The 26,043-nt window shown below is 56.0% G+C and carries 16 protein-coding genes; 13 read left to right on the forward strand and 3 right to left on the reverse strand.

The annotated features are described in order from the left end of the window. Window positions 1-12: 12 nt before the first annotated feature. Both IBT54_RS04140 and ptsG read left to right on the forward strand, forming a co-directional pair. Window positions 13-804 carry a metal-dependent hydrolase gene (locus tag IBT54_RS04140; RefSeq protein WP_013357461.1) on the forward strand — a complete coding sequence of 264 codons (792 nt, stop codon included), beginning with the start codon at window positions 13-15 and terminating at the stop codon, window positions 802-804. Between the two features lie 289 nt (window positions 805-1,093). Further along, window positions 1,094-2,530, forward strand: a complete 1,437-nt coding sequence (gene ptsG, locus IBT54_RS04145) for a PTS glucose transporter subunit IIBC (RefSeq protein ID WP_013357462.1) — start codon at window positions 1,094-1,096, stop codon at window positions 2,528-2,530. A 55-nt stretch (window positions 2,531-2,585) separates the two neighbouring features. Here the strand turns inward: ptsG and IBT54_RS04150 are convergent, their stop codons facing one another. After that, the gene (locus IBT54_RS04150; protein WP_013357463.1) at window positions 2,586-3,725 is read right to left on the reverse strand and encodes a glycoside hydrolase family 105 protein; all 1,140 of its coding nucleotides are present in this window, start codon (window positions 3,723-3,725) and stop codon (window positions 2,586-2,588) included. Window positions 3,726-3,728: 3 nt separating this feature from the next. Next, a complete protein-coding gene (locus tag IBT54_RS04155; protein ID WP_201251608.1) occupies window positions 3,729-5,327 on the reverse strand; it encodes an MFS transporter in 1,599 nt (532 codons plus the stop codon). Between the two features lie 360 nt (window positions 5,328-5,687). Here IBT54_RS04155 and hinT point away from each other — a divergent pair, with 360 nt between their 5' ends. From hinT to IBT54_RS04205, 10 genes are all read left to right on the forward strand, one after another. Next, on the forward strand, window positions 5,688-6,038 hold the full coding sequence (hinT, locus tag IBT54_RS04160; RefSeq protein WP_013357465.1) for a purine nucleoside phosphoramidase: 351 nt from the start codon (window positions 5,688-5,690) through the stop codon (window positions 6,036-6,038). Window positions 6,039-6,058: 20 nt separating this feature from the next. Beyond that, on the forward strand, window positions 6,059-6,427 hold the full coding sequence (locus tag IBT54_RS04165; protein WP_033732268.1) for a YcfL family protein: 369 nt from the start codon (window positions 6,059-6,061) through the stop codon (window positions 6,425-6,427). 11 nt (window positions 6,428-6,438) lie between these two features. Beyond that, the gene (lpoB, locus tag IBT54_RS04170) at window positions 6,439-7,038 is read left to right on the forward strand and encodes a penicillin-binding protein activator LpoB (protein ID WP_033782651.1); all 600 of its coding nucleotides are present in this window, start codon (window positions 6,439-6,441) and stop codon (window positions 7,036-7,038) included. A gap of 16 nt (window positions 7,039-7,054) precedes the next feature. Further along, window positions 7,055-7,837, forward strand: coding sequence for a thiamine kinase (gene thiK, locus IBT54_RS04175; RefSeq protein ID WP_201251724.1), 783 nt, complete (start codon window positions 7,055-7,057; stop codon window positions 7,835-7,837). A gap of 39 nt (window positions 7,838-7,876) precedes the next feature. Continuing rightward, the gene (gene nagZ, locus IBT54_RS04180; protein WP_095707375.1) at window positions 7,877-8,917 is read left to right on the forward strand and encodes a beta-N-acetylhexosaminidase; all 1,041 of its coding nucleotides are present in this window, start codon (window positions 7,877-7,879) and stop codon (window positions 8,915-8,917) included. 40 nt (window positions 8,918-8,957) lie between these two features. After that, window positions 8,958-9,500, forward strand: coding sequence for an alpha/beta hydrolase YcfP (gene ycfP / locus IBT54_RS04185; protein WP_095707374.1), 543 nt, complete (start codon window positions 8,958-8,960; stop codon window positions 9,498-9,500). Between the two features lie 212 nt (window positions 9,501-9,712). Continuing rightward, on the forward strand, window positions 9,713-11,017 hold the full coding sequence (locus tag IBT54_RS04190) for an NAD(P)/FAD-dependent oxidoreductase (protein WP_201251609.1): 1,305 nt from the start codon (window positions 9,713-9,715) through the stop codon (window positions 11,015-11,017). A gap of 548 nt (window positions 11,018-11,565) precedes the next feature. Next, a complete protein-coding gene (locus IBT54_RS04195; RefSeq protein ID WP_201251610.1) occupies window positions 11,566-13,284 on the forward strand; it encodes a ShlB/FhaC/HecB family hemolysin secretion/activation protein in 1,719 nt (572 codons plus the stop codon). A gap of 39 nt (window positions 13,285-13,323) precedes the next feature. Beyond that, window positions 13,324-23,682, forward strand: coding sequence for a hemagglutinin repeat-containing protein (locus tag IBT54_RS04200; RefSeq protein WP_201251611.1), 10,359 nt, complete (start codon window positions 13,324-13,326; stop codon window positions 23,680-23,682). Continuing rightward, on the forward strand, window positions 23,669-23,941 hold the full coding sequence (locus IBT54_RS04205; protein ID WP_110331715.1) for a hypothetical protein: 273 nt from the start codon (window positions 23,669-23,671) through the stop codon (window positions 23,939-23,941). The genes IBT54_RS04200 and IBT54_RS04205 overlap by 14 nt, the downstream gene beginning before the upstream one ends. A 44-nt stretch (window positions 23,942-23,985) precedes the next feature. On the opposite strand, the gene IBT54_RS04210 is transcribed toward IBT54_RS04205, so the two are convergent. After that, a complete protein-coding gene (locus tag IBT54_RS04210; protein WP_033782658.1) occupies window positions 23,986-24,216 on the reverse strand; it encodes a SymE family type I addiction module toxin in 231 nt (76 codons plus the stop codon). 1,116 nt (window positions 24,217-25,332) lie between these two features. Here IBT54_RS04210 and IBT54_RS04215 point away from each other — a divergent pair. Further along, window positions 25,333-25,896, forward strand: coding sequence for an Ail/Lom family outer membrane beta-barrel protein (locus IBT54_RS04215; protein ID WP_013357475.1), 564 nt, complete (start codon window positions 25,333-25,335; stop codon window positions 25,894-25,896). Window positions 25,897-26,043: the final 147 nt, after the last annotated feature.

Below are 26,043 nucleotides of genomic sequence, written 5' to 3' on the forward strand. Positions count from 1 at the left end.
CTGAGAGTAATTATGTTTATTGTGGATTCCCATTGCCATCTCGATGGCCTGGATTATGAAAAGAACCATCGTGACCTTGATGATGTGATCGCTAAAGCGGCGGCACGTGATGTGAAATTTATGCTGGCTATCGCCACTACGCTGCCGGGTTTCCATACCCTGAAGAGCCTGGTCGGCGAGCGGAAAAATATTGCGCTCTCCTGCGGCGTGCATCCGCTGAATCAGGAAGAGGCTTATGACGTTGAAGAGTTTCGCCGGCTCTCTGCCGATCCTCAGGTGGTAGCGCTCGGTGAAACCGGGCTGGATTATCACTATCAGCCAGAGACCAAAGATCAGCAGCAGCGCTCATTCCGGGAACATATCCGAACCGGGATCGCGCTGAATAAGCCGATCATCGTCCACACCCGTGATGCGCGCGAAGATACGCTGGCGATTCTGCGTGAAGAGCAGGTTGAGCGCTGCGGCGGCGTGCTGCACTGTTTCACTGAGGATCAGCCCACCGCCGCTAAGCTGCTCGATATGGGCTTTTATATCTCCTTTTCCGGGATCGTCACCTTCCGTAATGCTGAACAGCTACGCGAAGCTGCGCGTTATGTGCCGCTGGACCGGATGCTGGTGGAAACGGATTCACCTTATCTGGCACCCGTGCCGTATCGTGGCAAAGAGAATCAGCCTGCTTATACGCGCGATGTTGCCGATTACCTGGCGGTACTGAAAGGTGTCGATGTGGAAACGCTGGCTGCCGCCACCACGCAAAATTTCTCAACGCTGTTCCATATCCCGATGAGCCAGCTCGGCGCCTGATCGGCTTTTATTTCAGCCTCTGTAATTAATCTGTAACCTGCCTATATGACCCTGTTTTTTCAGACAGGGTCAGCTTTTTATCGTCAATTACCGATGCACGTCAGTGAGAAATTTCGTAAAGTGCGCCCCTGTGATTGTCGAAACGTGATAGCCATCAAAGTAACAAAAGGGGATTTATTTTACCCTTCGTAATAAATCAAAAGGCGGTCACCGCCAGCCCGGCAAAGAATCCTCCCTCTTTGCCATGCGCATTGCGCAAATATGCACTCATACTCAGGAGCTTCACGCTATGTTCAAAAATGCTTTTGCCAACCTTCAAAAGGTCGGTAAATCGCTGATGCTGCCGGTATCGGTTCTGCCGATAGCCGGTATTTTGTTAGGGGTCGGTTCAGCCAATTTTAGCTGGTTACCTGCAGTGGTTTCGCATGTAATGGCAGAGGCGGGTGGATCGGTGTTCGCCAACATGCCGCTGATTTTTGCTATCGGTGTGGCGCTGGGCTTTACCAATAACGATGGCGTTTCGGCACTGGCAGCAGTTGTTGCCTATGGCATCATGGTGAAAACCATGGCGGTGGTTGCGCCGCTGGTGCTGCATATGCCTGCGGCAGAGATCGAGGCTAAACACCTCGCCGACACCGGGGTACTGGGCGGTATTATCGCGGGTTCCATCGCCGCCTATATGTTCAACCGCTTCTATCGCATTAAACTGCCGGAATATCTGGGCTTCTTTGCCGGTAAACGTTTTGTGCCGATTATTTCCGGTCTGGCCGCTATCATTCTCGGCGTGCTGCTCTCCTTTATCTGGCCACCGATTGGTTCCGCGATTCAGGAATTCTCGCAGTGGGCGGCCTATCAGAACCCGGTTGTCGCCTTTGGTATTTATGGCGTAATCGAACGCGCACTGGTGCCGTTTGGTCTGCATCATATCTGGAACGTTCCTTTCCAGATGCAGATTGGTGAATACACCAATGCGGCAGGTCAGGTGTTCCACGGTGATATCCCACGCTATATGGCGGGTGACCCGACCGCAGGTAAACTCTCAGGCGGCTTCCTGTTCAAAATGTACGGTCTGCCAGCGGCAGCGATTGCTATCTGGCATTCAGCGAAGCCTGAAAATCGCGCTAAAGTAGGCGGTATTATGATCTCCGCTGCGCTGACCGCATTCCTGACCGGTATCACCGAACCGATTGAATTCTCATTCATGTTCGTCGCACCGATCCTGTATGTGATCCATGCGCTGCTGGCAGGTCTGGCATTCCCAATCTGTATCCTGCTCGGTATGCGTGATGGCACCAGCTTCTCACACGGTCTTATCGACTTTATCGTGCTGAGCGGCAACAGCAGCAAAATCTGGCTGTTCCCGATTATCGGTATCATCTACGGCCTGATTTACTACACCATATTCCGCGTGCTGATCGCCAAACTGGATCTGAAAACGCCTGGCCGTGAAGAGAGCAGCAACAGCGAGCAATCTACCGCGACCGGTACAGAGATGGCGGGCAAACTGGTGGCGGCGTTTGGTGGTAAAGAGAACATCACTAACCTGGATGCCTGTATCACCCGTTTACGCGTCAGCGTCGCTGATGTGGCTAAAGTGGATCAGACTGAACTGAAAAACCTCGGCGCCCGTGGCGTGGTGGTAGCCGGTTCCGGTGTGCAGGCAATTTTCGGGACTAAATCCGATAACCTGAAAACCGATATGGATGATTACATCCGCAGCATGTAATGATTCAGCGAAATGAAAAAGCCCCGCTAAGCGGGGCTTTTTTTTGGGGCGCGTGTTACAGGTAAACGCGCAAGTACTCAGTCAGGCAGAGCAGGGCCATCGCCTGACCGTAAGGCATTGAGGTGAGAGGAACAGTGCGGTAGTAGTCCAGGTCACTGCCCATCGCGGTTCCAAAGGAAACCTGTTTCAGCTCGCCATCGTCATCGATATTCGCAATCACGCCGCGCAGCGCTTTTTCTGCTACCTCCAGATACTCCGCGGGGAGATAGCGCTTGCGAACCCCTTTCAGAATGCCATAGGCAAATCCTGCCGTGGCAGAGGCTTCCGGGTAGCTGTTCGGGTCATCAAGCAGAGTGTGCCACAAGCCGCTGCTGTGCTGACAGGCCTTAAGCGCTTTGACCTGGGTCTCCAGAACCTGCTGCAGGAAGCGGCGGGTCGCGTGATGCTCAGGCCAGTTCATCATCTCCAGGAAGTCAGGAATCACAATCGTCACCCAGCTGTTGCCACGCGCCCAGCGTGCATCAGCAAAGTTATGGCGACCGTCGAAGTTCCAGCCGTGGAACCATAAGCCGGTTTCACGATCCATCAGATACTGGGTGTGTAGCAGGAACTGATAGCTCGCTTCTTCCACCCACTCATCGCGTTTCAGCAACTGGCCGATTTTGGCCAGCGCCATGACGCTCATCATCAGCGTATCGTCCCAGAGCTGCTGGGTGTTTTCATTGTTATAGACGATGTGCTGCAGGCCCCCCTGTTCGGTGCGCGGCATTTCATACATGACCCACTCAGCCCAGCGCTCAAGTACCGGCACCCAGGCCGGGTTACCGGTCTCTTCATAACGGTAAGCCAGCGTCAGAAAAGGACAAACGGTATTCACATTTTTGGTCGGCGTTCCTTCCGCCAGACGCTCAGTGAACCATTCATCAATGATCGCCAGCGTCTGCTGGTCGCCGGTTTGCTGATAGTAGTGCAACATGCCATACAGACCGATGCCATGTGTCCATTCCCAACCCGCCCAGCCTTTGGTATCAATCACCCGGCCATCGTCCAGCCGCAATAAAAATTCGCCTGTCTCATCGGTGATGTTAACCAGATTTTGTGTCAGCTTTTGAATCAGCTGTACCAGTTCGCTGCGTGGCAGCAGATGCTCAGGTTGGCACAATAATTTGCTGTGTTTAACGGGAAATACAGTCATGGTTTATTCCTGTCGTTTTAAGGTCGAGTTTATAGAAGGGTGTAAAGAGGGATGCGCGGACAATTTTTCCGGCGCTGGCTTATTCCGGTTAAGGAAGCCAATGTTATTGTTGCCCCACAGATTTTCGTAAGGCATGCCAGCCAGTGTTTCAACTATCCCGCGTGCTTCCGGGGTGATGCTTTCCGGCACGATGCGGTCCGCTTCACGCATTTTCAGCGTTTCCTGGCGCAGGACAGTATGGGTCTGCAGATTAAGTTTAAAGCGCAGTGACACGATAAAGCCGCAGGCCAGAACGGCCACTGTACCGATACTCAGGATCGCCAGGATGGTGTGGCTGACGCCGGGTACCTGGGTTGCCTGGCCAGAGACAAAACCAGAGAGCTGCAGCACGATACCGACCAGCATGACGGCACCCGCCTGCGACGCTTTACGCGTCAGGGTCATAATGCCGGCAAAAATGCCTTCACGGCGCTGACCGGTGATGGCCTCATCGACATCCGCGATATAGGTGTAGGTGTTCCATGGCACATAGTTAATGCCGCCACGTCCCAGACCTGCCAGGGCAGAGATCACTAACAGCAGTGACATATTGTCGTTCATGCCGGCATACCATAATCCGGCATAGGATAGCGACGCCAGGCCAAACAGGATGGCCACCAGACGGTAGGCAGGTGCAGGCCCCATGCGGATACAGAGCGGGATCATCGCCATCACAGCAATAAACTGCAGCACTGCCATGGTGCCCATCAGGCTGGAGGCAACCTGAGCACTCTGCATCAGCACAAACACCACATACCAGGTAAAGACGGCATTAAACACATCCTGGGCGATATAGCCGCCGAGATACATGCCAAGGTGCTGGCGGAAGATGCGAATACGTAAAGTTGAGGCCAGCTCGACATAGAGCCGTTTAAGGTTCTGCATCAGCGTCAGCTGCTGTTTTTCCTGCTCAGCACGCCGCGACTCGGCAGAGAAATCATCCGGGTGACGTTCCCAGGTAAAGCACCACACCAGCGTCAGCACCAGTGCGCAGATTATCGAGAACACCAGGCTGGCGTAGAAAAAGGAGTCGGGATTATCTTTGCCCAGCATACCCAGTAAAATGCCGGGTAAAAATGCGGCCAGAATGGCTGAGAGCTGCGCCAGACCAATACGCGCGCCGGAGAACCGGGTTTTCTGTTTGAAATCGTCAGTCATTTCCGGGACCAGCGTTTCATAAGGTACCAGGATCATGGTGTAGACGATATCAAACAGCAGGTAAGTGCAGAGATACCACCAGAAGCTCATGTCGCTGACCCACATCAGGCTATAACTGAATACACAGGGTATGCCTGACAGGATAAAGAATTTGCGGCGGCCAAAGCGTTTGCCCAGCCAGGTTGAGCCAAAGTTGTCGGTAATAAAGCCCATGAGCGGGCTGACCACGGCATCCAGCACGCGAGCGGTAGCAAAGATTAAGGTGGCCTGAATCGGGGTTAATCCACAGAAGGTGGTATAAAAATAGAGCAACCAGGCGGCTGTGAGCGCCGTGGTGCCTGCTCCGAGAAAATCTCCGGAACCATAGGCCAGATAGTGGCCAAGACCAATTTTACGTGAGCGCATGGCTAATGCTCCTTGATGTTATATGGCGGTATATCCCTGGTGACGCCGGACTTCTCACCCGGACTGGTTAGCAAAGTAGAGCTGACCGGGCGGCTAAACCTTCGCAATTTGGCTAACGCCTGGGCTGAAGTGGCAGCCATATAAAGAAAAGGGTGGCGAAATTCTAATTTATAAAACAGCGTTTCATTTTAATGGTATGGCAGGCAGCTTGCGAGCATCTGGAATGCTGTTCAGGTGACAGAGGAGAGGAGCTGCTGCAAAGGCAGGCGAACAATGCAAGAAAAGTGGTACTGAGGTTGAAAGAAAACAAATTTCTCCCGCATACTGATTGATTACGACTCAGGCTCAAGGAATTGCACCATGGCTGAAGAAACCATTTTTAGTAAAATTATCCGCCGCGAAATCCCCGCTGATGTGGTTTATCAGGATGAACTGGTTACGGCTTTCCGCGACATTTCGCCTAAAGCACCGACCCATATTTTAATCGTGCCAAATGTGCTGATCCCAACGGTCAACGAGGCGGAAGCGGCCCATGAGCATGCGCTGGGACGTATGTTTACCACCGCAGCGAAAATCGCCCGTCAGGAAGGGATCGATCAGAATGGTTATCGGCTGATTGTGAATTGCAATCAACATGGTGGTCAGGAGGTCTATCACATCCATATGCATCTGCTGGGCGGCGAACCGCTGGGCCCGATGCTCTCAGACTGACCTGATAACGGAAAAAAGCTATGCGATCCTGGCTGACTGGCCTGCCGATCCTGCTCTGCCTGACGGCCTGCAGCAGTGAAAAACCGATGATCAATACCTCACAGTCGCTGGTGATGGAGTCTTCTGTGCTGTCAGCAGGGATCATTACCGATGAACCGACGCTGGATGAGAACGATGGACTGAAACGAGCCACCAGCGTGCTCTATAATCAGCGCGAAACACCGGTTGTTGTGCACTATCGTTATTACTGGTATGACGACAAAGGTCTGGAAATCACCCCGCAGGAACCGGCGCAGACCGTTACCGTTCCGGCGCAGGGCAGTATTGTCGCCACCTCGCAGCTGGGTAACCTGACTGCCAGCAAGGTTCGTCTTTATCTCTATCTTTAAGGATTTTCTACGTGATACGCAGTGTTAATCGTACCGGAGCGCTCCTGATGGCGCTCATTCTGACCGGCTGTGTAGTGAAACAGCAGCAGCCCGCCACGGTTGAACCGACCCAGCCAGCCGAGCCGGTGCAGCCTGTTCCGCAACCTGAGCCGGTGCCACAACCGCAGCCTCAGCCTGTGCCACAGCCACCGAAGCTGGTCACTATCAACTGGGATGCCAGCGTACAGCCGCTGGTGGCGCAGATGTTGCAGGCCGCCAGCGCCGAGCCGGGTAGCGTGTTGCTGGTCGACCGCATCAAAAACAGCACCAATGGCGCGCTGCAAAGCGAGAAAGCAACAGCGGCTATTCAGAATGCGCTGAACAACAATGGCAAATTCACGCTGGTTTCTGCCGATCAGCTGGCGCAGGCCAAGCAGACGCTGGGATTATCGCCGGAGGACAGCCTGAACTCGCGCAGCAAAGCGATTGGTCTGGCACGCAACGTTAATGCCCAGTATGTGCTCTACAGTAACGCACGCGGCGATGTTAAAGCGCCAGCTCTGCAGATGCAGCTGATGCTGGTTCAGACCGGCGAGATCATCTGGTCCGGCAACGGCATTGCACAGAATTAATCCCGTCTTTCAGCGGATAATTCAGCAGGCGACCGGCGAGCCAGGAAAGGTATCAACTATCCCGCTGGCCGGTCTGACCGGTCACAGTCAGAAGATTGTCAGCTCGCGCGGTACCTTCATCGCGCGGGCGGCGCCACAACCGGCAATTCCATTTGTGGATCGGCAGCGCGAATTCCGGCTGTTGAGAAAAATGCGAGCCAGCGGACTGGCACCGCAGCCCGTTGCTGGTCATCGTCAGGGCATTGTGCTGACCTGGTGCGCAGGCGACGCGCTGGATGAACAACGCTTCATCCAGCAGCGTCCGCAGATTGTGGCACTGCTGCGGCAGCTGCATCAGCAGCCGTTAACCGGCTATCGTCTGCAGTTGTTGCCGCTGTTATGGCGCTACTGGCAGCTCTCGCCACAGCGGCATCACCGCTGGCTGCGGGCGCTCAGACGTCTGACGCAGCAGGGCGAACCTCAGCCATTAAGGCTGGCACCGCTGCACATGGATCTGCATGCCGGAAATGTCATACAGAGCCCGGAGGGCCTGCGTCTGATCGACTGGGAATATGCCGCTGATGGCGATGTGGCGCTGGAGCTGGCGGCCGTCTGTGCCAGCGATCCGCCGCATCAGACCGACTGGCTGGCAGAGTACGCCGCAGCGATGCAGCTGCCGCTTCCGGTGCTGGTGCAGCAGGTCAGACGCTGGCAACCGTGGCTGCGTCTGCTGATGGCCAGCTGGTATCAGCTGCGTGCCGGTCAGGGTGACGACGACACATTACACCAGCTGGCCCGACAGAGCTGGGAACAGATTTAATCGCGTTATGCAGGTGCGTAACGCTACAGGATTCAGGTTATGAGATCACATTTACCCGGCCCGCTGATGCTCGACGTTGAGGGTTATGAACTGGATGGCGAAGAGCGCGAGATCCTTAAGCATCCACTGGTAGGCGGCTTAATTTTATTTGCCCGAAACTATCACGACCCGGCCCAGCTGGCAGAGCTGGTGCGGCAGATCCGCGCGGCCTCTCACGCCCGGCTGGTGATTGCGGTGGACCAGGAGGGCGGTCGCGTGCAGCGTTTCCGTGACGGCTTTACCCAACTGCCCGCCATGCAATCTTTTGCGGCGCTTCACGATGCAGAAACCGCCGGTGAAATGGCGCAGCAGGCGGGCTGGCAGATGGCAGCCGAGATGATTGCCATGGATATCGATATCAGCTTCGCGCCGGTGCTCGACATTGGTCATATCAGTGCTGCGATTGGCGATCGTTCTTTCCATGCCGATCCGTCCATCGCGCTTGCTGTTGCCCGCCGCTTTATTGCGGGGATGCATGAGGCAGGCATGAAAACGACAGGCAAACATTTTCCGGGACATGGCGCGGTCAGCGCTGATTCGCATAAAGAGACGCCACGCGATCCACGCGATGAAAAGACGCTGCGTGAGCACGACATGGCGATTTTCAGCAAGCTGATTACCGAGCAGGCACTGGATGCGATTATGCCTGCACATGTCATCTACACTGACGTTGATCCGCTGCCCGCCAGTGGTTCGCCCTACTGGCTCAAAACCGTGCTGCGTGAGCAACTGGGCTTCGACGGTGTGATTTTCTCCGACGATCTCTCAATGGAGGGCGCCGCCGTGATGGGCAGCTATCCTGAGCGGGCGCAGCAGTCTCTTTCTGCCGGTTGTGACATGATTCTGGTCTGCAATCAGCGTCAGGGTGCCATTAGCGTGCTGGATAACCTGATCCCGGTCGGGTCAGAGCGGGTTACGCAGCTGTATCATCAGGGCAGGTTCACCCGCGATGAGCTGCAGGCAACGCATCGCTGGAAAAACAATGCCCAGCAACTGAGTGCACTTCAGGAACGCTGGCTGGCTCACAAAGCGTCGTGGTAAGCAGTGACTGCCCGGCGCTATCACTAACCTGAGGATTATCATGATCATCTATCTGCACGGTTTTGATTCCAGTAGTCCGGGCAATCACGAAAAGGTGCTACAACTGCAATTTATCGATCCTGATGTCAGGTTGCTCAGTTACAGCACCCTCCATCCTAAACATGACATGCAGTTTCTGCTGAAAGAGACCGATAAAATGCTGACGCTCTCCGACGACGATCGTCCGCTGATTTGCGGCGTCGGGCTGGGCGGCTTCTGGTCAGAGCGCATCGGTTTTCTGTGTGGTATCCGGCAGGCAATCTTCAATCCCAACCTCTTTCCGCAGGAGAACATGGAAGGGAAGATTGACCGGCCAGAAGAGTATCAGGACATCGCCACCAAATGCGTCAGCGATTTTCGCGAACGCAATCGTGACCGCTGTCTGACCTTTCTCTCCCGTCAGGATGAGGCGCTGGACAGCCAGCGCACCGCCGGGCAGCTGCATCCCTTCTATGAAATTGTCTGGGACGAGAACGAGGGGCATAAATTCAAAAACATATCCCCACATCTTCAGCGGATAAAAGCTTTCAAAACATTAGGTTAAGCCAGACAGGCACCGAAAGGTGCCTGTTTTTATTACGTAATTATCTGAGTTTTATTTCCTCGCTTTGATGTATATCAATATTCTTATGTTCTCCTCTTCCCGCCATGCTATTCTGCGAGCAGATAGCGATTTTAACTTCGCCAACCCTATGTTTCTTAAGGTTTAATTTAACCTTTGGTTAACTTTTGGTTCACAATTTGAGGGGGTCTTTGTTGACTACGTCTGTTAAGAGAATTGTTATTGTCGGAGGGGGAGCGGGCGGCCTGGAAATGGCGACGCAGCTGGGCCATAAACTGGGTCGTAAAAAGAAGGCCGAGATTATCCTGGTGGATCGTAACCACAGCCATCTGTGGAAGCCGTTGCTGCACGAAGTTGCTACCGGTTCGATGGATGAAGGCATTGATGCGCTGAGCTATCTTGCCCATGCACGCAATCACGGTTTCGAGTTTCAGTTGGGTTCGCTTACCGACATCGATCGCAGCCGCAAAGTGATCCGTCTGGCCGAAGTGCTGAACGCACAGGGCGAAGTGCTGGTGCCACAGCGTGAAGTGGCCTATGACCAGCTGGTGATGGCACTGGGCAGCACCTCAAATGATTTCGGCACGCCGGGCGTCAAAGATCACTGCATCTTCCTGGACAATCCGCATCAGGCACGCCGTTTCCACAACGAAATGCTCAACCTGTTCCTGAAATTCTCTGCCAGCGAAGGCAAGGTCGAGAAAGTTAACATCGCCATCGTGGGCGGCGGCGCAACGGGCGTTGAGCTGTCAGCGGAGCTGCACAATGCGGTCAAACAGCTGCACAGTTACGGTTTCAAAGGACTGGGACGCGAAGCGCTGAACGTAACGCTGGTGGAAGCGGGTGAACGTATTCTGCCTGCACTGCCACCGCGCATCTCAGCTGCGGCGCATCAGGAGCTGACCAAACTGGGCGTGCGCGTTCTGACGCAGACCATGGTTACCAGCGCTAAGCAGAATGGCCTGAATACCAAAGGCGGTGAGTTTATTGAAGCCGATCTGATGGTCTGGGCGGCGGGCATCAAAGCGCCGGACTTCCTGAAAGAGATTGGCGGACTGGAAACCAACCGCATCAATCAGCTGGTGGTAAAAGAGACGCTGCAGACTACGCTGGATGATGACATCTACGCCATTGGCGACTGCGCCTCCTGCGCATTGCCGGGCGGCGGCTTTGTGCCGCCTCGTGCCCAGTCAGCGCACCAGATGGCCTCACGCGCAATGGACAACATCCTGGCGCAGCGCCACGGCAAACCGCTGAAGGCTTATGTCTACAAAGATCATGGTTCGCTGGTGTCGCTCTCCCGCTTCAGTACGGTCGGCAGCCTGATGGGCAACCTGATGCGCGGTTCAATGATGGTGGAAGGGCGCATTGCGCGCTTTGTCTACATCTCTCTTTATCGTATGCACCAGATTGCACTGCACGGCTATTTCAAAACCGGCCTGATGATGCTGGTCGGCAGCATCAACCGGGTTATCCGCCCGCGGCTTAAGCTGCACTAAGCAACTGCGCTTAATCTGGTAAAGGCTGAGCCTCCTCCATTCTGAGGGGGCTTTTTTATGCCCTGAAAAGTGGCTGAAACCGATTCCGGCAGCAGAAAAAGACCTTAATCTCGCCAGCATTAATACATTGATTAACACGGCTTAATGAATTGCCTGTAGCGATCGCCAGCTGACAGGGAAGGAGGACTGGAATTACGTGCCATCTTAAATAAGAGGTAAGTCCGGGTGGTCAGATTTAATCGTGAACCCTCTTTCCAGCGTGTCCGACATCCATTTAAGTCGGAACATCCGGGCTGCAGATTTTACCCAGCTTGCTGCGTCGACGATTCAACACGAGCTGATGCACGGCTGAACAGGCTTCTGTCCCTGCTATGAGCGGATTTCTGGTCAGGGATGGTACGTTTTTAAATGGGGCGCGCAGTTTGCTATTGTAAGTTTTATGTAAGTTTTTCTGCATTTTTTCTTGAGATTTGAGATTGCGGCGGCATAATGTGCGCAGAGTAAGCAGCCATATACATTTTGTAACATCTTAACCAAATGGACAGGTTATGCGGCCCGATAAAAATGGACTTCTCGCAGCGCTGGCACTTCTGCCCGGCGCGCTGCTGATCAACGCCCTGGCAGTGCACACGGTGCAGGCGGCACCCGGTGATGAGCAATTGCAGCATCAGCAGGCGCAACAGAAAGCGCGTCAGGAGCGGCTGATGCCGCAGGTGCCTGATGTGCGTCTCTCAGAAACGGTTCCGTCACCTTCCCGTCTTAAGTTTCCGCAGGAAACCCCCTGTTTTGTTATTCAGAAGGTCAGCCTGTCCGGGCAGGAAGCGCTGCCACACTGGGTGCCTCTGCAACGTCTCGCCAGTCAGGCGAATGGCCACTGTCTCGGCGTAAAAGGGATTAGCCAGTTAATGGGCACGCTGCAAAACCGGCTGATTAATCACGGCTGGGTGACAACGCGCGTACTGGCTCCGCAGCAGGATCTGCGTCAGGGCGTGCTGCAGCTGCTGATTGTGCCCGGCCGGATCCGCAATGTGGAACTGTCACCCGCCTCATCACGCTACGTCAGCCTGTGGCCGACATTACCCGCTCATGCCGGCAATCTGCTGGATTTGCGGGATATTGAACAGGGGCTGGAGAACCTGCAGCGTCTGCCGACGGTAGAGGCGCACATGGCGCTGCGCCCTGGCCTCAATCCGGGTGAAAGTGACATTGTGATTGAACGCACGCAGCATCGTTTCTGGCGACTCGGCGCATGGCTGGATGACTCGGGCACCGAAAGTACCGGGCGTTACCAGAGCGGGATCATGCTGGCGCTGGATAATCCCACCTCCCTCAGCGATCTCTTCTACCTGACCGCCAGCCGCGACCTGGGATTTGCGGGCAGAAAAAGCAGCAAAAGCCTGTCAGGACACTACTCGGTACCTCTGGGCTACTGGCTGTTTGGCGTTACCGCCAGCGACTACGATTATCATCAGACGGTTGCCGGTTACAGCCGCGATTTTCTCTACGCCGGTAAGAGCCGATCGCTGGATGTTCAGGCCAGTCGGGTGATCTACCGCAATGCGACCGCCAGAACCACCGTCAGCGCTGATGTGCTGGTCAAAGCGTCACGCAACTTCATCAACGACACCGAAATTACCAGCCAGCAGCGCCGTACCAGCGCATGGCGACTCGGCCTGTCGCACCGGCACTATATCGGCGCCGCCACGCTGGACGGCGGTGTCAGTTATCAGCGCGGCACGCGCTGGTTCGGTGCGCTGCCCGCCTGGGAGGAGTCCTATCAGGATTCCACCTATGCCACCGCGCTATCAAAAATTCTGACCTGGCAGGCGGGACTCACCACGCCGTTCACGCTGGGTAATCAGCATTTAAGTTACAACATCCAATACCGTCGCCAGATGAGCAACACCCCGCTGACAGCGCAGGATGAGTTTGCGATTGGCAACCGCTGGACCGTGCGCGGTTTTGATGGTGAACGCACCCTGAGTGCCAGCCGGGGCTGGACCGTTCAGAACACGCTGGCCTGGCAGACGCCGCTGCCTGCGCAGGAACTCTACCTGGGCGCCGACTATGGCGAGGTAGGGGGCAACAGTGCCTCACAGGGTGGGCCACTGGGACGTCATCTGGCGGGTGGCGTCATCGGGCTGCGCGGCGGCATCACGCCCGCCGGTGTCAGTTACGACTTGTTTGCCGGAATGCCTCTGTCGAAACCGGACGGCTTCAAAACCGATCCTGTAACGTTTAGTTTTAGCGTGAACTGGAATTACTAAATCCTTTATCAATATTGCTGACAATGGACTGTGCGCATTATGAATAAACTTTGCTATCGCCTTATCTTCAACCGGGTTCGCGGCATGTTAATGGTGGTGTCCGACATCACCCGCAGCGGTTATTCACGCGTTGCCCGATGCCGTCAGCGCACCTCACAGTCTGAAGCGCAGGTGCGGATTTCACCGCTCAGCTTTGCTCTCTGGCTGGCAGCGGGCGTGGTCAGCCTGCCGGTTCAGGCTAATATTGTGGCAGACAGCAGCGCGCCGGGCAGCCAGCAGCCTACGGTCATGGCCACTGCCAACGGTCTGCCGCAAATTAACATTCAGACGCCCAACAGTCAGGGCGTTTCCCGCAATCAGTACAGCCAGCTCGACGTCGATGCGCGTGGCGCAATACTGAACAACAGTCATCAGAACACCGCGACTCAACTGGGCGGTATGGTGGCGGCAAACCCCTGGCTCTCAAAGCAGGAAGCGACGGTCATCCTCAATGAGGTGAACAGCCGTAACCCGAGCCAGCTGAACGGCTTTATCGAAGTGGCGGGTAAACGGGCGGCGGTAGTGATTGCTAACCCTTCAGGCATCACCTGTAACGGCTGCGGATTTATCAATGCCAGCCGCAATACGCTCACCACCGGGCAGGCGCTGATCGAAAATGGTCAGCTTAAAGGCTTCGATGTGAATGGCGGCCGCATCAATATCGAAGGTAAAGGCCTGAATGACAGCGATGCGGACTACACCCAGATCATTGCGCAGTCGGTAGCGGTGAACGCCAGAGTGCATGCCCGTGAACTTAATGTGGTCACGGGCAGGAACCAGGTCGCGACTGAAAGTAACGTCACGACGGTTAAAGCGGATGATGGGGCGACACGGCCTGAGTTTGCGCTTGATGTGGCGGCAATTGGCGGCATGTATGCCAATAAAATTACCCTGACCGGGACTGAAAAGGGCGTTGGCGTGCGGAATGCCGGTGAACTGGGGGCCAGCGCCGGTGAGCTGCATCTGACGGTGGATGGCCGGCTGGAGAACAGCGGCACGCTGCAAAGTCAGGCCGCACTGCAGATAGCCAGCAATGGCGACCAGGATAACCGCGGGAATATCGTCTCACAGCAGGATGTTACGCTGACGTCCGGCGGTACGCTGCGCAACAGCGGTCTGGTGAGCGCGGGCAGAAACGCCACGCTCTCTGCCGGCACCCTGCAGAGTAGTGCTGAAAGCACGCTGGCGGCAGGCGTTGACGGCAACGGTACACTGAGTCAGCCCGGCAATCTGCTGCTGAACAGTCAGGGCGAGCTGAAAGCTCAGGGTAAAAATCTGGCGCATGACCAGATTCAGGCGCGGGGCAGCCGGGTCGATCTGGCCGGCAGTCAGACCTCAGCCGATGCGATTGCGCTGACCTCCACCCAGGCGGATATCAGTACCCAAGGTGCAACGGTAGCGGGCCGCACGCTCGGGATCCAGGCCGCAACAGCGCTTAACAATGATGATGGCAAACTGTCTGCTGGCAGCCTGGCCATCACAGCCCAAAACGTCAGTAACAATCGCGGTCTGCTGCGCCAGCAGAACCGTGAAGCGCTGACTCTCTCCACCGGTTCATTACTCAACAATCAGGGTACGCTGAGCAATGAAGGCGATACCCGGCTGCAGGCACAGCACATTGAAAATCGCGGTGGACTCATCGCAGGCAACGGTGATTCGCTGCAGCTTGATACGCCATGGCTGGATAATCAGGGCGGCACGGTGCAGCTGGCGGGCAACGGCGCGCTGACCCTTAATGCAACCCGGCTTGAAGGCAATAAGGGCAATCTGCTGTCAGCGGGTGCGTTAACGCTCAGCGGTGACAGGATCGATCTCTCAGAGGGACATACCCAGGCAGAGGCGCTGACGCTGACGGCGGGCACGCTGGATCACCATCAGGGTCTGCTGTCGCAGCGTGGCACAGGCGAGATGGCGATTGCGGTTTCAGGTGATGCAGACAACCGTGGTGGACGGATAGAGAGCGGCGGTAATCTGCGCGTCACATCAGCCAGCCTAGATAACAGTGGCGGGACGCTACTGGCGGCGGGCAGCGGCGATCTGCAACTGCAGGTTCAGGAAACCCTGACGAACGTACAGGGGGCGCTGCAGGCCAGCCACAATCTGCAACTTAATAGTGCTGGCCTGAGTAACCAGCAAGGTCGCATCACTGCCATCAGCGGCGATGCCACATTAACGACCAGTCAGGCTATCGATAATGAGCAGGGCCGCATCGAAGCGGGCCAGCAACTCACCCTGCGCAGCCAGGGAGTAGATAACCACAGCGGAACCGTGCTCGGTGAGGGGGTAACCCTCGATACCCAACAGGGCCAGATCGGTAACACCGGTGGAAATCTGGTGGCCCGGCGCGATTTGAAGATCTCCAGCGGTAAAACGGACAATAGCACCGGCCTGATACAGTCCGGCGGCGATCTGGCGATCAATACTCACGACCAGGCCCTGATCAATCGTGACAGCGGTAAAGCCGGAATAGTCAGCGGCGGCGCACTTGCCATCACCAGCGGCGACTTTGATAACCAGAACGGCGTAATAGCAGCGGCCTCGGCAGCGACGATCAGTAGTGCAGGTGTGACCAACGGTGACGGCACGCTGCTGTCGGATGGCGCACTCACGCTGAACAGTGGCGCGTTCGATAATCAGCGCGGCCTGATCCAGTCCGGTGCATCGCTGTCGCTGGACACCCACGGCGCGCAGCTGACCAACACGGCCAGTGGCGACCGCGGCGGCATTGTGGCGCGCGGTGATCTGCAACTTTTAACCGGAACGATTGCGGGCGACCACGGCGTCATTCAGGGACAAAACCTGTTCATTGATAGCCGGGGCCAGGCTGTCGATATTGAAGCGGGGCTGGTCAGTGCCAGAGGGGAAGTGCAGCTGAGTAGCGGTGCGCTGAATAATCGCGCCGGACGGCTCCAGTCTGGCGGTGATATGCAGCTGGATACGCAGGGAGAGTCGCTGAATAACGCGGCATCCGGCGTTATTGCAGCGGGCGGCAATCTGCATGTGAGTAGCGGTGATATCAACAACAGCGGCGGTTCACTGATCTCGGCGGGCAACGCCCGGCTCAACAGCGGTGCATTGAATAATGCAGATGGCACCCTCACTGCCGATCGTGCGCTGAAGCTGGAGAGCGGCAGCGTGGATAACCAGCATGGCCTGCTGCAGGCGGGTGAGACGCTGTCGCTGAACACCCATGGCGCGCAACTGACCAATACCGCCAGCGGTGAACAAGGGGGGATCGTTGCGGGTGGCGATTTGCTCCTCTCCACGGGCCAGATCGATGGACAGAACGGGGTGATGCTGGGCCAGAATGTCCGCATCGACACCCATCAGCAGACCTTCGATCATCAGCAGGGGCAACTGGGCGCTAAAGGTGCGCTGCAACTGGACAGCGGGCTGCTCAACAACCGTGCAGGCAGGATTGAGTCGGGTGGCGATCTCAATCTGGATACTCATGGCAACGACTTCATTAACCGTGACAGTGGAGCGGCAGGCGGCCTGTTCAGTGCGGGCATCCTGAAGCTCTATAGCGGCACGCTGGATAACCTGCGCGGCTTTATCACCGGCAGCAAAGGGGCACAGATTGCGGCAGGCGACATTCACAACCAGTCCGGCACGCTGACGGGCGGTAAAGGACGGCTTGATCTCACCAGTGGCGAGCTGCAGAACCAGGGCGGTCTGTTACAGGCCGGCAGCGACATGACGCTGGACACCCAGGGCCACGCCCTGATCAATCGCGACAGTGGCAGTCAGCGCGGCATCGTTGCCCTGAACAGTCTGGATTTGCGCAGCGGTGCGATTGATAACCAGACGGGCTTTATTGCCGCCGGAAACCAGGCCACGATCGGTGCCTCTGAGCTGAACAACAGTCAGGGACAAATCGCAGGTAATGGCGGGCTGTTGTTCAGCGGTCAGGCACTGAACAACAGTGACGGTAAACTGCAGTCGGCGGGGGATATCACCCTTAACACATCCGGCCAGACGCTGGCTAACCAGCGCGGACTGATTGCCAGTGGCGGTAACCTTCACATCGACAGTGGCGCGCTGGATAACCAGCAGGGGCAGATACAGGGCGGCACCGATTTGACGCTCAATGCGGGACAAAATGCACTGTTTAATCAGACAGGCAAACTCCTCTCGGCAGGCACGCTATCACTGACGGCAGGTCAGCTCACCAACAGTGACGGGCTGGTGCAAAGCGTCGGTGACGGCTTACTGTCGCTGAGCCAGCAGCTGGATAACCGCAGCGGGCTGATTCAGGGCGGCCAGCAGATGACGATTACCACGCCATCGCTGATCAACCGCGATACCCGACAGAGCGGCAAAGGGATCGAAGCGGGCAGCTTAACCCTCAAAGCCGTCACGCTGGACAACAGCCAGGGTGCGTTACGTGCAAATCAGCGGCTGGCATTAATCGTGCAGCAGGCGCTGGACAACGTCAGCGGGCTGATCTCATCCGCCGATACCCTGACCATCCAGCAGAGTGCGCCAGCCCGGTCTGCTGCCTCTAAAACCCAGCAGCGTCGGATGCTGGCCATCAATAATGCGCCGGGTCAGACGCTGACTATCAACAACCAGCAGGGCACCCTGATCGCCGATCACGACGCGCAGATCAACGCGGCTGCGCTGAGCGGCGACGGGCAGGTGTTATCGCAGGGCGATCTTGGCATCACCCTGGCGGGTGATTTCCATAATACCTCGGCGGTCAAAGCCAATGGCACACTGCGCCTGACGACAGGGGGTGACGTCATCAACGACGGCACCCTCGCGGCCCAGCAATCGCTGTACCTGACTGCACAGAACGTCAATAACCAGGCTGGTGGTGAGATCAGCGGCGGACAGACTGACATCACGGCAGCGCATACCCTGAATAATCGTGGTCTGATTGACGGTGGCCTGACGCATCTGGTGGCGGGCGTTCTGAATAACAGCGGCACCGGTCGCATCTTTGGTGATCATATTGCCATTGCGGCTTCGCTGCTCAATAACCTCAGCGAAGAGGGCAAAGCGGCGGTGATTGCTGCCCGACAGCGACTGGATATCGGGGCGGGCACCCTGAATAATCGTGACCATGCGCTGATTTACAGTGATGGCGATCTGCATATTGGCGGCCAGCTGGATGCGAATTATCAGGCCACCGGACAGGGGCAGCAGCTCAACAATGACGGGGCAACCATTGAGGCCGGGCAGGATGCCACGATCAGCATGGCGGAAATCAACAATACCAACCGTCATCTGACCACGCAGGTCGTTACGACTGAAGATAGCCAGCACCATGACGCGGTGCTCAAAGGCCATACTGACCGCTTCGACTGGGCCAAAGTGGACACCAGCAAAAAAAATAAATATGGCGTGCACACGGCAAAAATGCCGGACGGCACCAGCGGCAGCGAGTTTTATGAGTATGACTACCGAAGGGTAGTGAAAGAAACCCAGATCCAGGAGAGCGATCCGGGCAAAATTCTGTCGGGCGGAAATATGACCTTTAGCGCCGGCCGTCTCAATAATCAGGACAGTCAGATTGTCGCAGGAGCCGTACTGGGCGGTCAGATAGGTGAGCTGAATAATCAGGCGACGAAAGGAACGCGCGTCACCACGGACGACGGGAAATCGGTGCGCTGGTACGCGAAAAAGAAGAAAAAGAAATTTGGCGGGACCGAAACTTCGCAGGGCAAGGATCGGAAAACCTATCGCCCGGCCCCCGTAACGGAAACCATCGATCTGCAGACGCTGAGCTGGCAGGCGAATGCCGCGCCGCAGGGCAATGGCTACCAGACCGGCAACCGACAGCAGCAGGGTGTCACTGCACAGGCCGACAGTATTGGCTCGCCTTCTCTTCAGCAGGCGGTTACCGCCGTGGCGCTGAGTGCCACGGATAGCGGCAGTACCTTACTGCCCGCCGGATTGCGCTATGACAGCGCACTGACGCTGGACAAACTCGGCAGCCTCAAAGACCGGCCGCTGCTGTTACCTGCCGGGCAGCAGTTCTCGCTGACGCTGCCCGCGACGGTGGTCGATGGACAGACGATTACGCCGGTGATCCGCGCCGTCTCACCGGACATCCGTCTGCCGGATAACAGCCTCTACCAGTTGCAACCCGGCAGTGACAGCCACTACCTGGTTGAGACCGATCCGCGCTTTGTGAATCAGAAACAGTGGCTCAGCAGCGACTATATGCAGAATGCCCTGACCACCGACAGCAGCCTGATTCTGAAGCGGCTGGGTGATGGTTATTACGAGCAGCGGCTGGTGCGTGATCAGATTATTCAGCTGACCGGCAACCGCTATATCAGCGGATATGGCAGCGATGAAGATCAGTATCGCGGGCTGATGAATAATGGGGTAGCCTTTGGCAAAGCCTACAACCTGGAACTCGGCGTGGCGCTGACCCCGGCACAGATGGCACTGCTCACCAGCGACATCGTCTGGCTGGTGAACCAGACCGTAACGCTGCCGGATGGCACACAGCAGACCGTACTGGTGCCGCAGGTTTATGCGAAGGTAAAACAGGGTGACTTAACCGGCGACGGCGCGTTGATCGGGGGCGGTAGCGTGGCGCTGAATGCCCGCGACGACATCACCAACAGCGGGACCATTCAGGGACGTGATGTGACGCAGCTGACGGCGCAGTCGCTGACTAACAGCGGTTACATCAGCGGCAACACCGTTAATCTTACCGCCCGCCAGGATATCACTAACCTCGGCGGTACCCTGCGTGGCGACAGTCAGCTTACGCTGCTGGCGGGGCGCGACATCACCAGCCAGTCCACGCTGCGCGGCGACGGCACCGACCGCTGGATCGATCGTCCGGCCGGTATCTACGTGCAGGGCAGTGACGGTGCGCTGACGCTGAGTGCACTGAACAATATCACTCTGGCCGCCAGCGATATCGGCAACGCCGGAGAGAAGAGCACCACGAAGATTCAGGCGGGCAATGACCTGACGCTCGGCACCCTCAGCACGCAGCACAGTGAAGACGATAGCTGGAACAGCAGCAACTACCGTCGCATGTCACAGCAGAGTGATGTCGGAACACGCATCAGCGCCGGTGGCGCACTGCAGCTGAGTGCCGGACAGGATATCCGCGCGACCGCCGCTGACGTCACGGCGGGCGGTGCACTGACCGCCAGTGCCGGACGCGACATCGTGCTCAGCGCGGGCAACAGCCGGACCGATCTCACCGAACACAGTAAGCAGACCAGCAAAGGACTGCTGTCGGGCAGCAGTCTGGAAACTCACGACGAGCTGCACAGCAGTCAGGCGCTCAGCACCACGCTGAGCGGCGACAGCGTCCGGCTTCAGGCGGGCCGCGATATTGCCGTGACCGGCAGCAACGTCGCTGGTACGCAGGATGTGGCGCTGACGGCGGGCCGCGATCTCAGCATCACGACCGCCACAGAAACGAATAATGAAGTGCATCAGCGCGAGGAGAAAAAATCGGGCCTGATGGGCAGCGGCGGCATCGGTTTCACCGTGGGTCAGGCAATGCAGAAGAGCAGCACCGACGCCAGCGGCGCACTTCACCGGGGCAGCACGGTGGGCAGCAGCGACGGGAGCGTGACTCTCAGCGCCGGTAATCAGCTTACCGTGCACGGCAGCGACGTGATCGCCGGTAAAGATCTCTCCCTGAGCGGCAGCGACGTGACCGTCAGCGCAGCCGAAAACAGCCACACCGCGCTGACGAAGACCGAGCAGAAACAGAGCGGCCTGACGCTTGCGCTGTCCGGCACGGTGGGCGCGGCGCTGAACACGGCGGTGCAGACCGCCCGCACCGCCGATGAGAGCGATGATGGCCGGCTGAAGGCACTGCAGGGCACCAAAGCGGCGCTGACTGCAGCGCAGGCCGCGCAGGCTTACCAGATGGACGGCGCGCAGACCGACGCGGCGAACGCCAGAAACACCGCTTCGGGCCTGAAGCCGGGCCAGGAAGGTTATGAAGAAGGCTCGACCAGCTCGGTCGGCATCAGCCTCTCGTACGGCAGCCAGTCGTCGAAAAGCGAGACCCGCTCCGAAAGCCGCGATGCGCAGGGCAGTACGCTGGGCGCGGGCGGTAACCTGAACATCACCGCCACCGGCGCGCAGCCGGGCAGCGCGGGCGATATCCTCGTGCAGGGCAGTCAGCTGCAGGCGGTGGGCGACCTCGCGCTGACGGCGAAAAACGACATCAGCCTGCTCTCTGCGCAGAACAGCGAGCGCACCGACAGCACTAACAGCAGCAAGGGCGGCAGCGTCGGCATCGGGCTGACTGCCGGCTCGGGCGGCTACGGTATCAGCGTGTCGGCCAGCGTCAACGCGGGTAAAGGCCGCGCAAACGGCAACGGGCTGACCCACACCGAGACCACGCTCACGGCGGGCAACGGGCTGAGCCTGAACGCCGGGCGCGACACCACGCTGACCGGGGCACAGGTGCGCGGCGAGAGCGTGAAGGTCGACACGGGCCGCAACCTGACGCTGACCTCAGAGCAGGACAGCGACCGCTACGACAGTAAACAGCAGAACGCCAGCGCGGGCGGCAGCTTCACCTTCGGCTCGATGACCGGGTCGGCGAGCGTGAACCTCAGCCAGGACAAAATGCACAGCAACTGGCAGAGCGTAGCCGAACAGACGGGCATCTTTGCCGGTAAGGGCGGCTTTGACGTGACGGCCGGTGAGCACACCCAGCTCAACGGTGCGGTTATCAGCTCCACCGCCAACGCGGATAAAAACCGGCTCGACACCGGCACGCTGGGCTTCAGCAACATTGAGAACCACGCGGACTACAAAACCGAACACCAGAGCGTGGGGATGAGCACCGGCGGCAGCATCGGCAGCCAGTTTGAGGGCAACATGGCGAACGGCCTGCTGGCGGGGCTGAACGGCAGCGGGAGCGCCTCGTCGGTGACGAAGGCGGCGGTAAGCGACGGCACGATTGTTATCCGCGATAAGGCGAATCAGACGCAGGACGTGTCGGCGCTGAGCCGCGACGCAGAGGGGGCGAATCCGGGGCTGGATAAAATCTTCGATAAGGATAGAGAGCAGCGCCGGATGGAGACGGCGCAGCTGCTGGCGGAAATCGGCAGCCAGGCGGGGGACATCGCGCGGACGCAGGGCGAGATAGCGGCGACAAAGGCCGCTACTGAGAAGATGAAAAACATCTCGCCGGACCAGAGAAAGGACGCCGAAGCGCAGTGGCGGAAGGCGAATCCGGGTCATGAACCCACCACGGCCGACATCACCGGTCAGGTGTATCAGACGCTGTACAACCGGGCGATGCTGGACAGCGGAATGGGAACCGGCGGGGCAGTGCAGCAGGGTATCAGCGCGGCGACGGCGGCGATACAGGGGCTGGCGGGAGGCAACATCGCCCAGGCGCTGAGCGGGGCGGCGGCACCGTACCTGGCGGAGCAGATACATACGCTGACGGAGGGCAACCCGCAAGCCAACCTGATGGCGCATGCTGTAGTTGGCGCAGTAGTGGCGCAGGCATCTGGTAACTCAGCTCTGGGCGGAGCGGCAGGTGCCGCGACCGCCTCCGCCGCAACTTCCGTGATAGCGAAAACGCTGTACGGTACGGATGACTATAGCAAACTGGATGAGGCGCAAAAGCAGACCATATCAACTCTGAGTACGCTGGCAAGTGGGCTGGCGGGCGGGCTTGCCGGAGACAGTGGAGCTTCAGCTGTTGCAGGGGCTCAGGCAGGAAAAAATACTTCTGAGAATAACGACATGTTCAATCTGCCGTCAGGGTTGAACAGTTACGGTAGTGCAGCCTCAACGCTTGGGACGTCAATGGAAGGTGCAGGAGCGACACCGGAAGAGATCAACGCGGCAATGAGTAAAAATGTTAAAGGTGATATGCCTGAAGGGGAAAATATAACCAAAGTTATCGTAAACGGTTATAAAGATGGTGTGTTGATTGCGGGTGCGTGGTATTTAGGCCCGGCGGCGTCGATAGGTAAGGTCGTGGGTGGTGCAGTAATCGCAGAAATAGCGAACGGAACATATCAGTGGTTTGATATAAACAGTGTCAAGAACCAGAGTTTGCCTGAAAATCAGCAAAAAACCTGGGATTATTGGGGCAGCGCTTCGGCAGGTATTACGGGAGTACTGGCTCCGGGGCGAAATATATGGCAAAACGCAGGAATCGCGGCAGGTGGAACCCTATTTACTGATGGGCCTGATAAAGGTGCTTTAACTGGTACGGGAGCTGGTTGGGCCATAGGTAGTGTGGTTGGTGTGGTTGCACCGCCTGTATTGAAACCAGTTTTAGGCCCAAGCTCTGGCTTCGTCAGCGATGTTATTGGTTCTGTTGGTGGTGAGTTTATTGGTAATAAAGTTAAAGACAAAATTAACAAAAAGGATTCTAATGATGTTGAACAATAAAAAAAATCAGAATATAAATTTAAGGCTTTTATTTTTAAGTGTTATTTACCTTATTGCCTGCTGTTTCATTTTTTTCTTTATAGCTATTGTTATTATTGATTTAATTTTTGATGGCAAGGTGAATTTAACGCAAGAAGTAATTATAGATATCATCGTTGTAAGCACTATCGCGGGTACTGCGGGAGGGTTAGGTTCATGGGTTTTCGCTAAAATAGATGAACGCAAAGTCCGAAAAACGCCGCCATCCGATCCACAATAAACAGTGATCCCGGCCTACCGAGCCGGGATTTTTTTATCTGCCTGTCACTCTTCAGCCAGCCGGAGAATCAACTGCCCCGGTCCAGTGATCACCTCGATCTTCTGCCCGGTCGTAAATCCCAGCGTTTCCAGCCAGCGGCCTTTAATAGTCAACTGCGGCAGCGGGTTCGGCTGGCCTTTATTAGGCCGGTAACCCACTTTGTAATAATGCACCTGCGATTCGCTGGCGGTAGTTGTGGGCATGTGCGTCTCTGGCTTATGATGCGTATCAGCCATGATCAACTCCTTATCAGTTGGTTGTGGTCAGCGGGCTGTTGGTGTTCCACCACCTTCAGTCCGCGCTAAAATCTCTCGTTACGCTCTTCCTCTCCTGTTTTCTCCTGTTCAAATATACACCTTCCGTCGGGTAAACTCGCTGAAAGCGAAGTAGTAAATTACGAGCCGTCTCTGATAAACGGATTCTTTTTTTCCGGTCTGCATTTCGCTTATCCCTTCTTCATATCGCCTTACGGAATATTCTTTCCCGGCTGAATATCACACTATGATTCCACATTAACCAGCCTTCATTCTGTCTTACTGATTACGCCTTGCCTCCACTAAAGTCGGTAATAAAGGCTGCGACGTGACGCAGCTGTAACATGACTGCGGATGAGCACATCCGGCAGAAGGGAGCATTAACAGCCTCCATAGCTACAGTAAATAAAAATCGTTCCGGCATCAGATTGCAGAACTCCGGCAACATTGCGAAATATGTGCACTGCACAACAGAGCACACTGGTAGGAGCATAAGCATTGGCAGTCAGTTTCAGGTCAGCATTTTTGAATAAGTGCAGGTGTAACTCGCCAATTGCTATTTTCCATACAGGTCAATTTAAATAGATCTGTAACTCAGAGTCTGAATAAAGGGGAATCTTGCGGTCAGATTGAGAATCCGTGTTAATAGACGGTATAAAACCGTGTGGTTTTCTGGATGTATTAGGGATAATATTTTCGGTGATTTTTCTTTTTTTTGTGGCGATGCGGTCTTGATACCTCTGATTATTTTTGGTCTAATAATGCCCTGAAAAATGGATTAATAAATAAAGTACATTAGTTATTCAGGTGGTGAAATTCCTGACTTAACTCAAATTAAATGGACGAAATGCCATTGTGAACGAGTGGGATTTAAATCCCAGATTTCCACAGGTCAGCCTGTTTTAAAACACCCGGGTATAAACAGATGCACTCCGACCCTGTCTGAGCATAAGGCGCGGAGCGCTAAAGGAAATTCCTGGCCGGTACAGGCGGATTGATAAAACGATAACCAGTCCGTCGGGTATGGGTGATTCAGGGAACGAAGTCCTGCGATAAGCGCAGGGAAATAATGTTAAATTATGAAAAGGAATTAACCAGATGACCTCTAAGTTAACGATGCTGGCATTACTGTGTGGCGGTTTGTTCGTGGGCAGCAATGCGCTGGCTGATAATCACACTGTCTCGATCGGCTATGCTCAAAGCAAAGTTGATGACTTCAAAAACATTCGCGGTGTCAATGTTCAGTATCGCTATGAGTGGGACTCTCCTCTCAGCGTTATTGGTTCGTTCAGCTATCTGAAAGGCGATCAAAGTTTTTCTGAGCGCGAAGATTTTTATGGCGATGTCAGCGGGTATGACGGCAAAACTAAAGTGAAATATTACTCACTGATGGCTGGTCCGGCATATCGTATCAATGACTATGTCAGCTTCTATGGATTGATCGGTGTTGCCCATACCAAAGTGGATGAGAACGTGACTTATCTCGGAGCGTATTCCGAAGATTATAGCGAAAATAAATCCTCTTTTGCCTATGGCGCAGGTATTGTCGTGAATCCAGTCAGCAACCTCTCTGTGAGTGTTGGCTATGAAGGTACTCGCGTGAAATATAACGAAGATGTTGCTATCAATGGTTTCAACATTGGTATCGGCTACCGTTTCTGATTTAACGCTAAAATCTGCAACCCTGATCATCTGGTCAGGGTTGTTTTTTTGCGGCCTGTGAAGGGTAAGATTTAATGAATCTCAGGTCTTAGTTAATTGTCAGATATAGATACCTTATTTTATTTTCCTCGCAGGATTAATAAAGTC

The organism is Pantoea sp. S62, assembly GCF_016658625.1.
Taxonomy (GTDB): domain Bacteria; phylum Pseudomonadota; class Gammaproteobacteria; order Enterobacterales; family Enterobacteriaceae; genus Pantoea; species Pantoea vagans.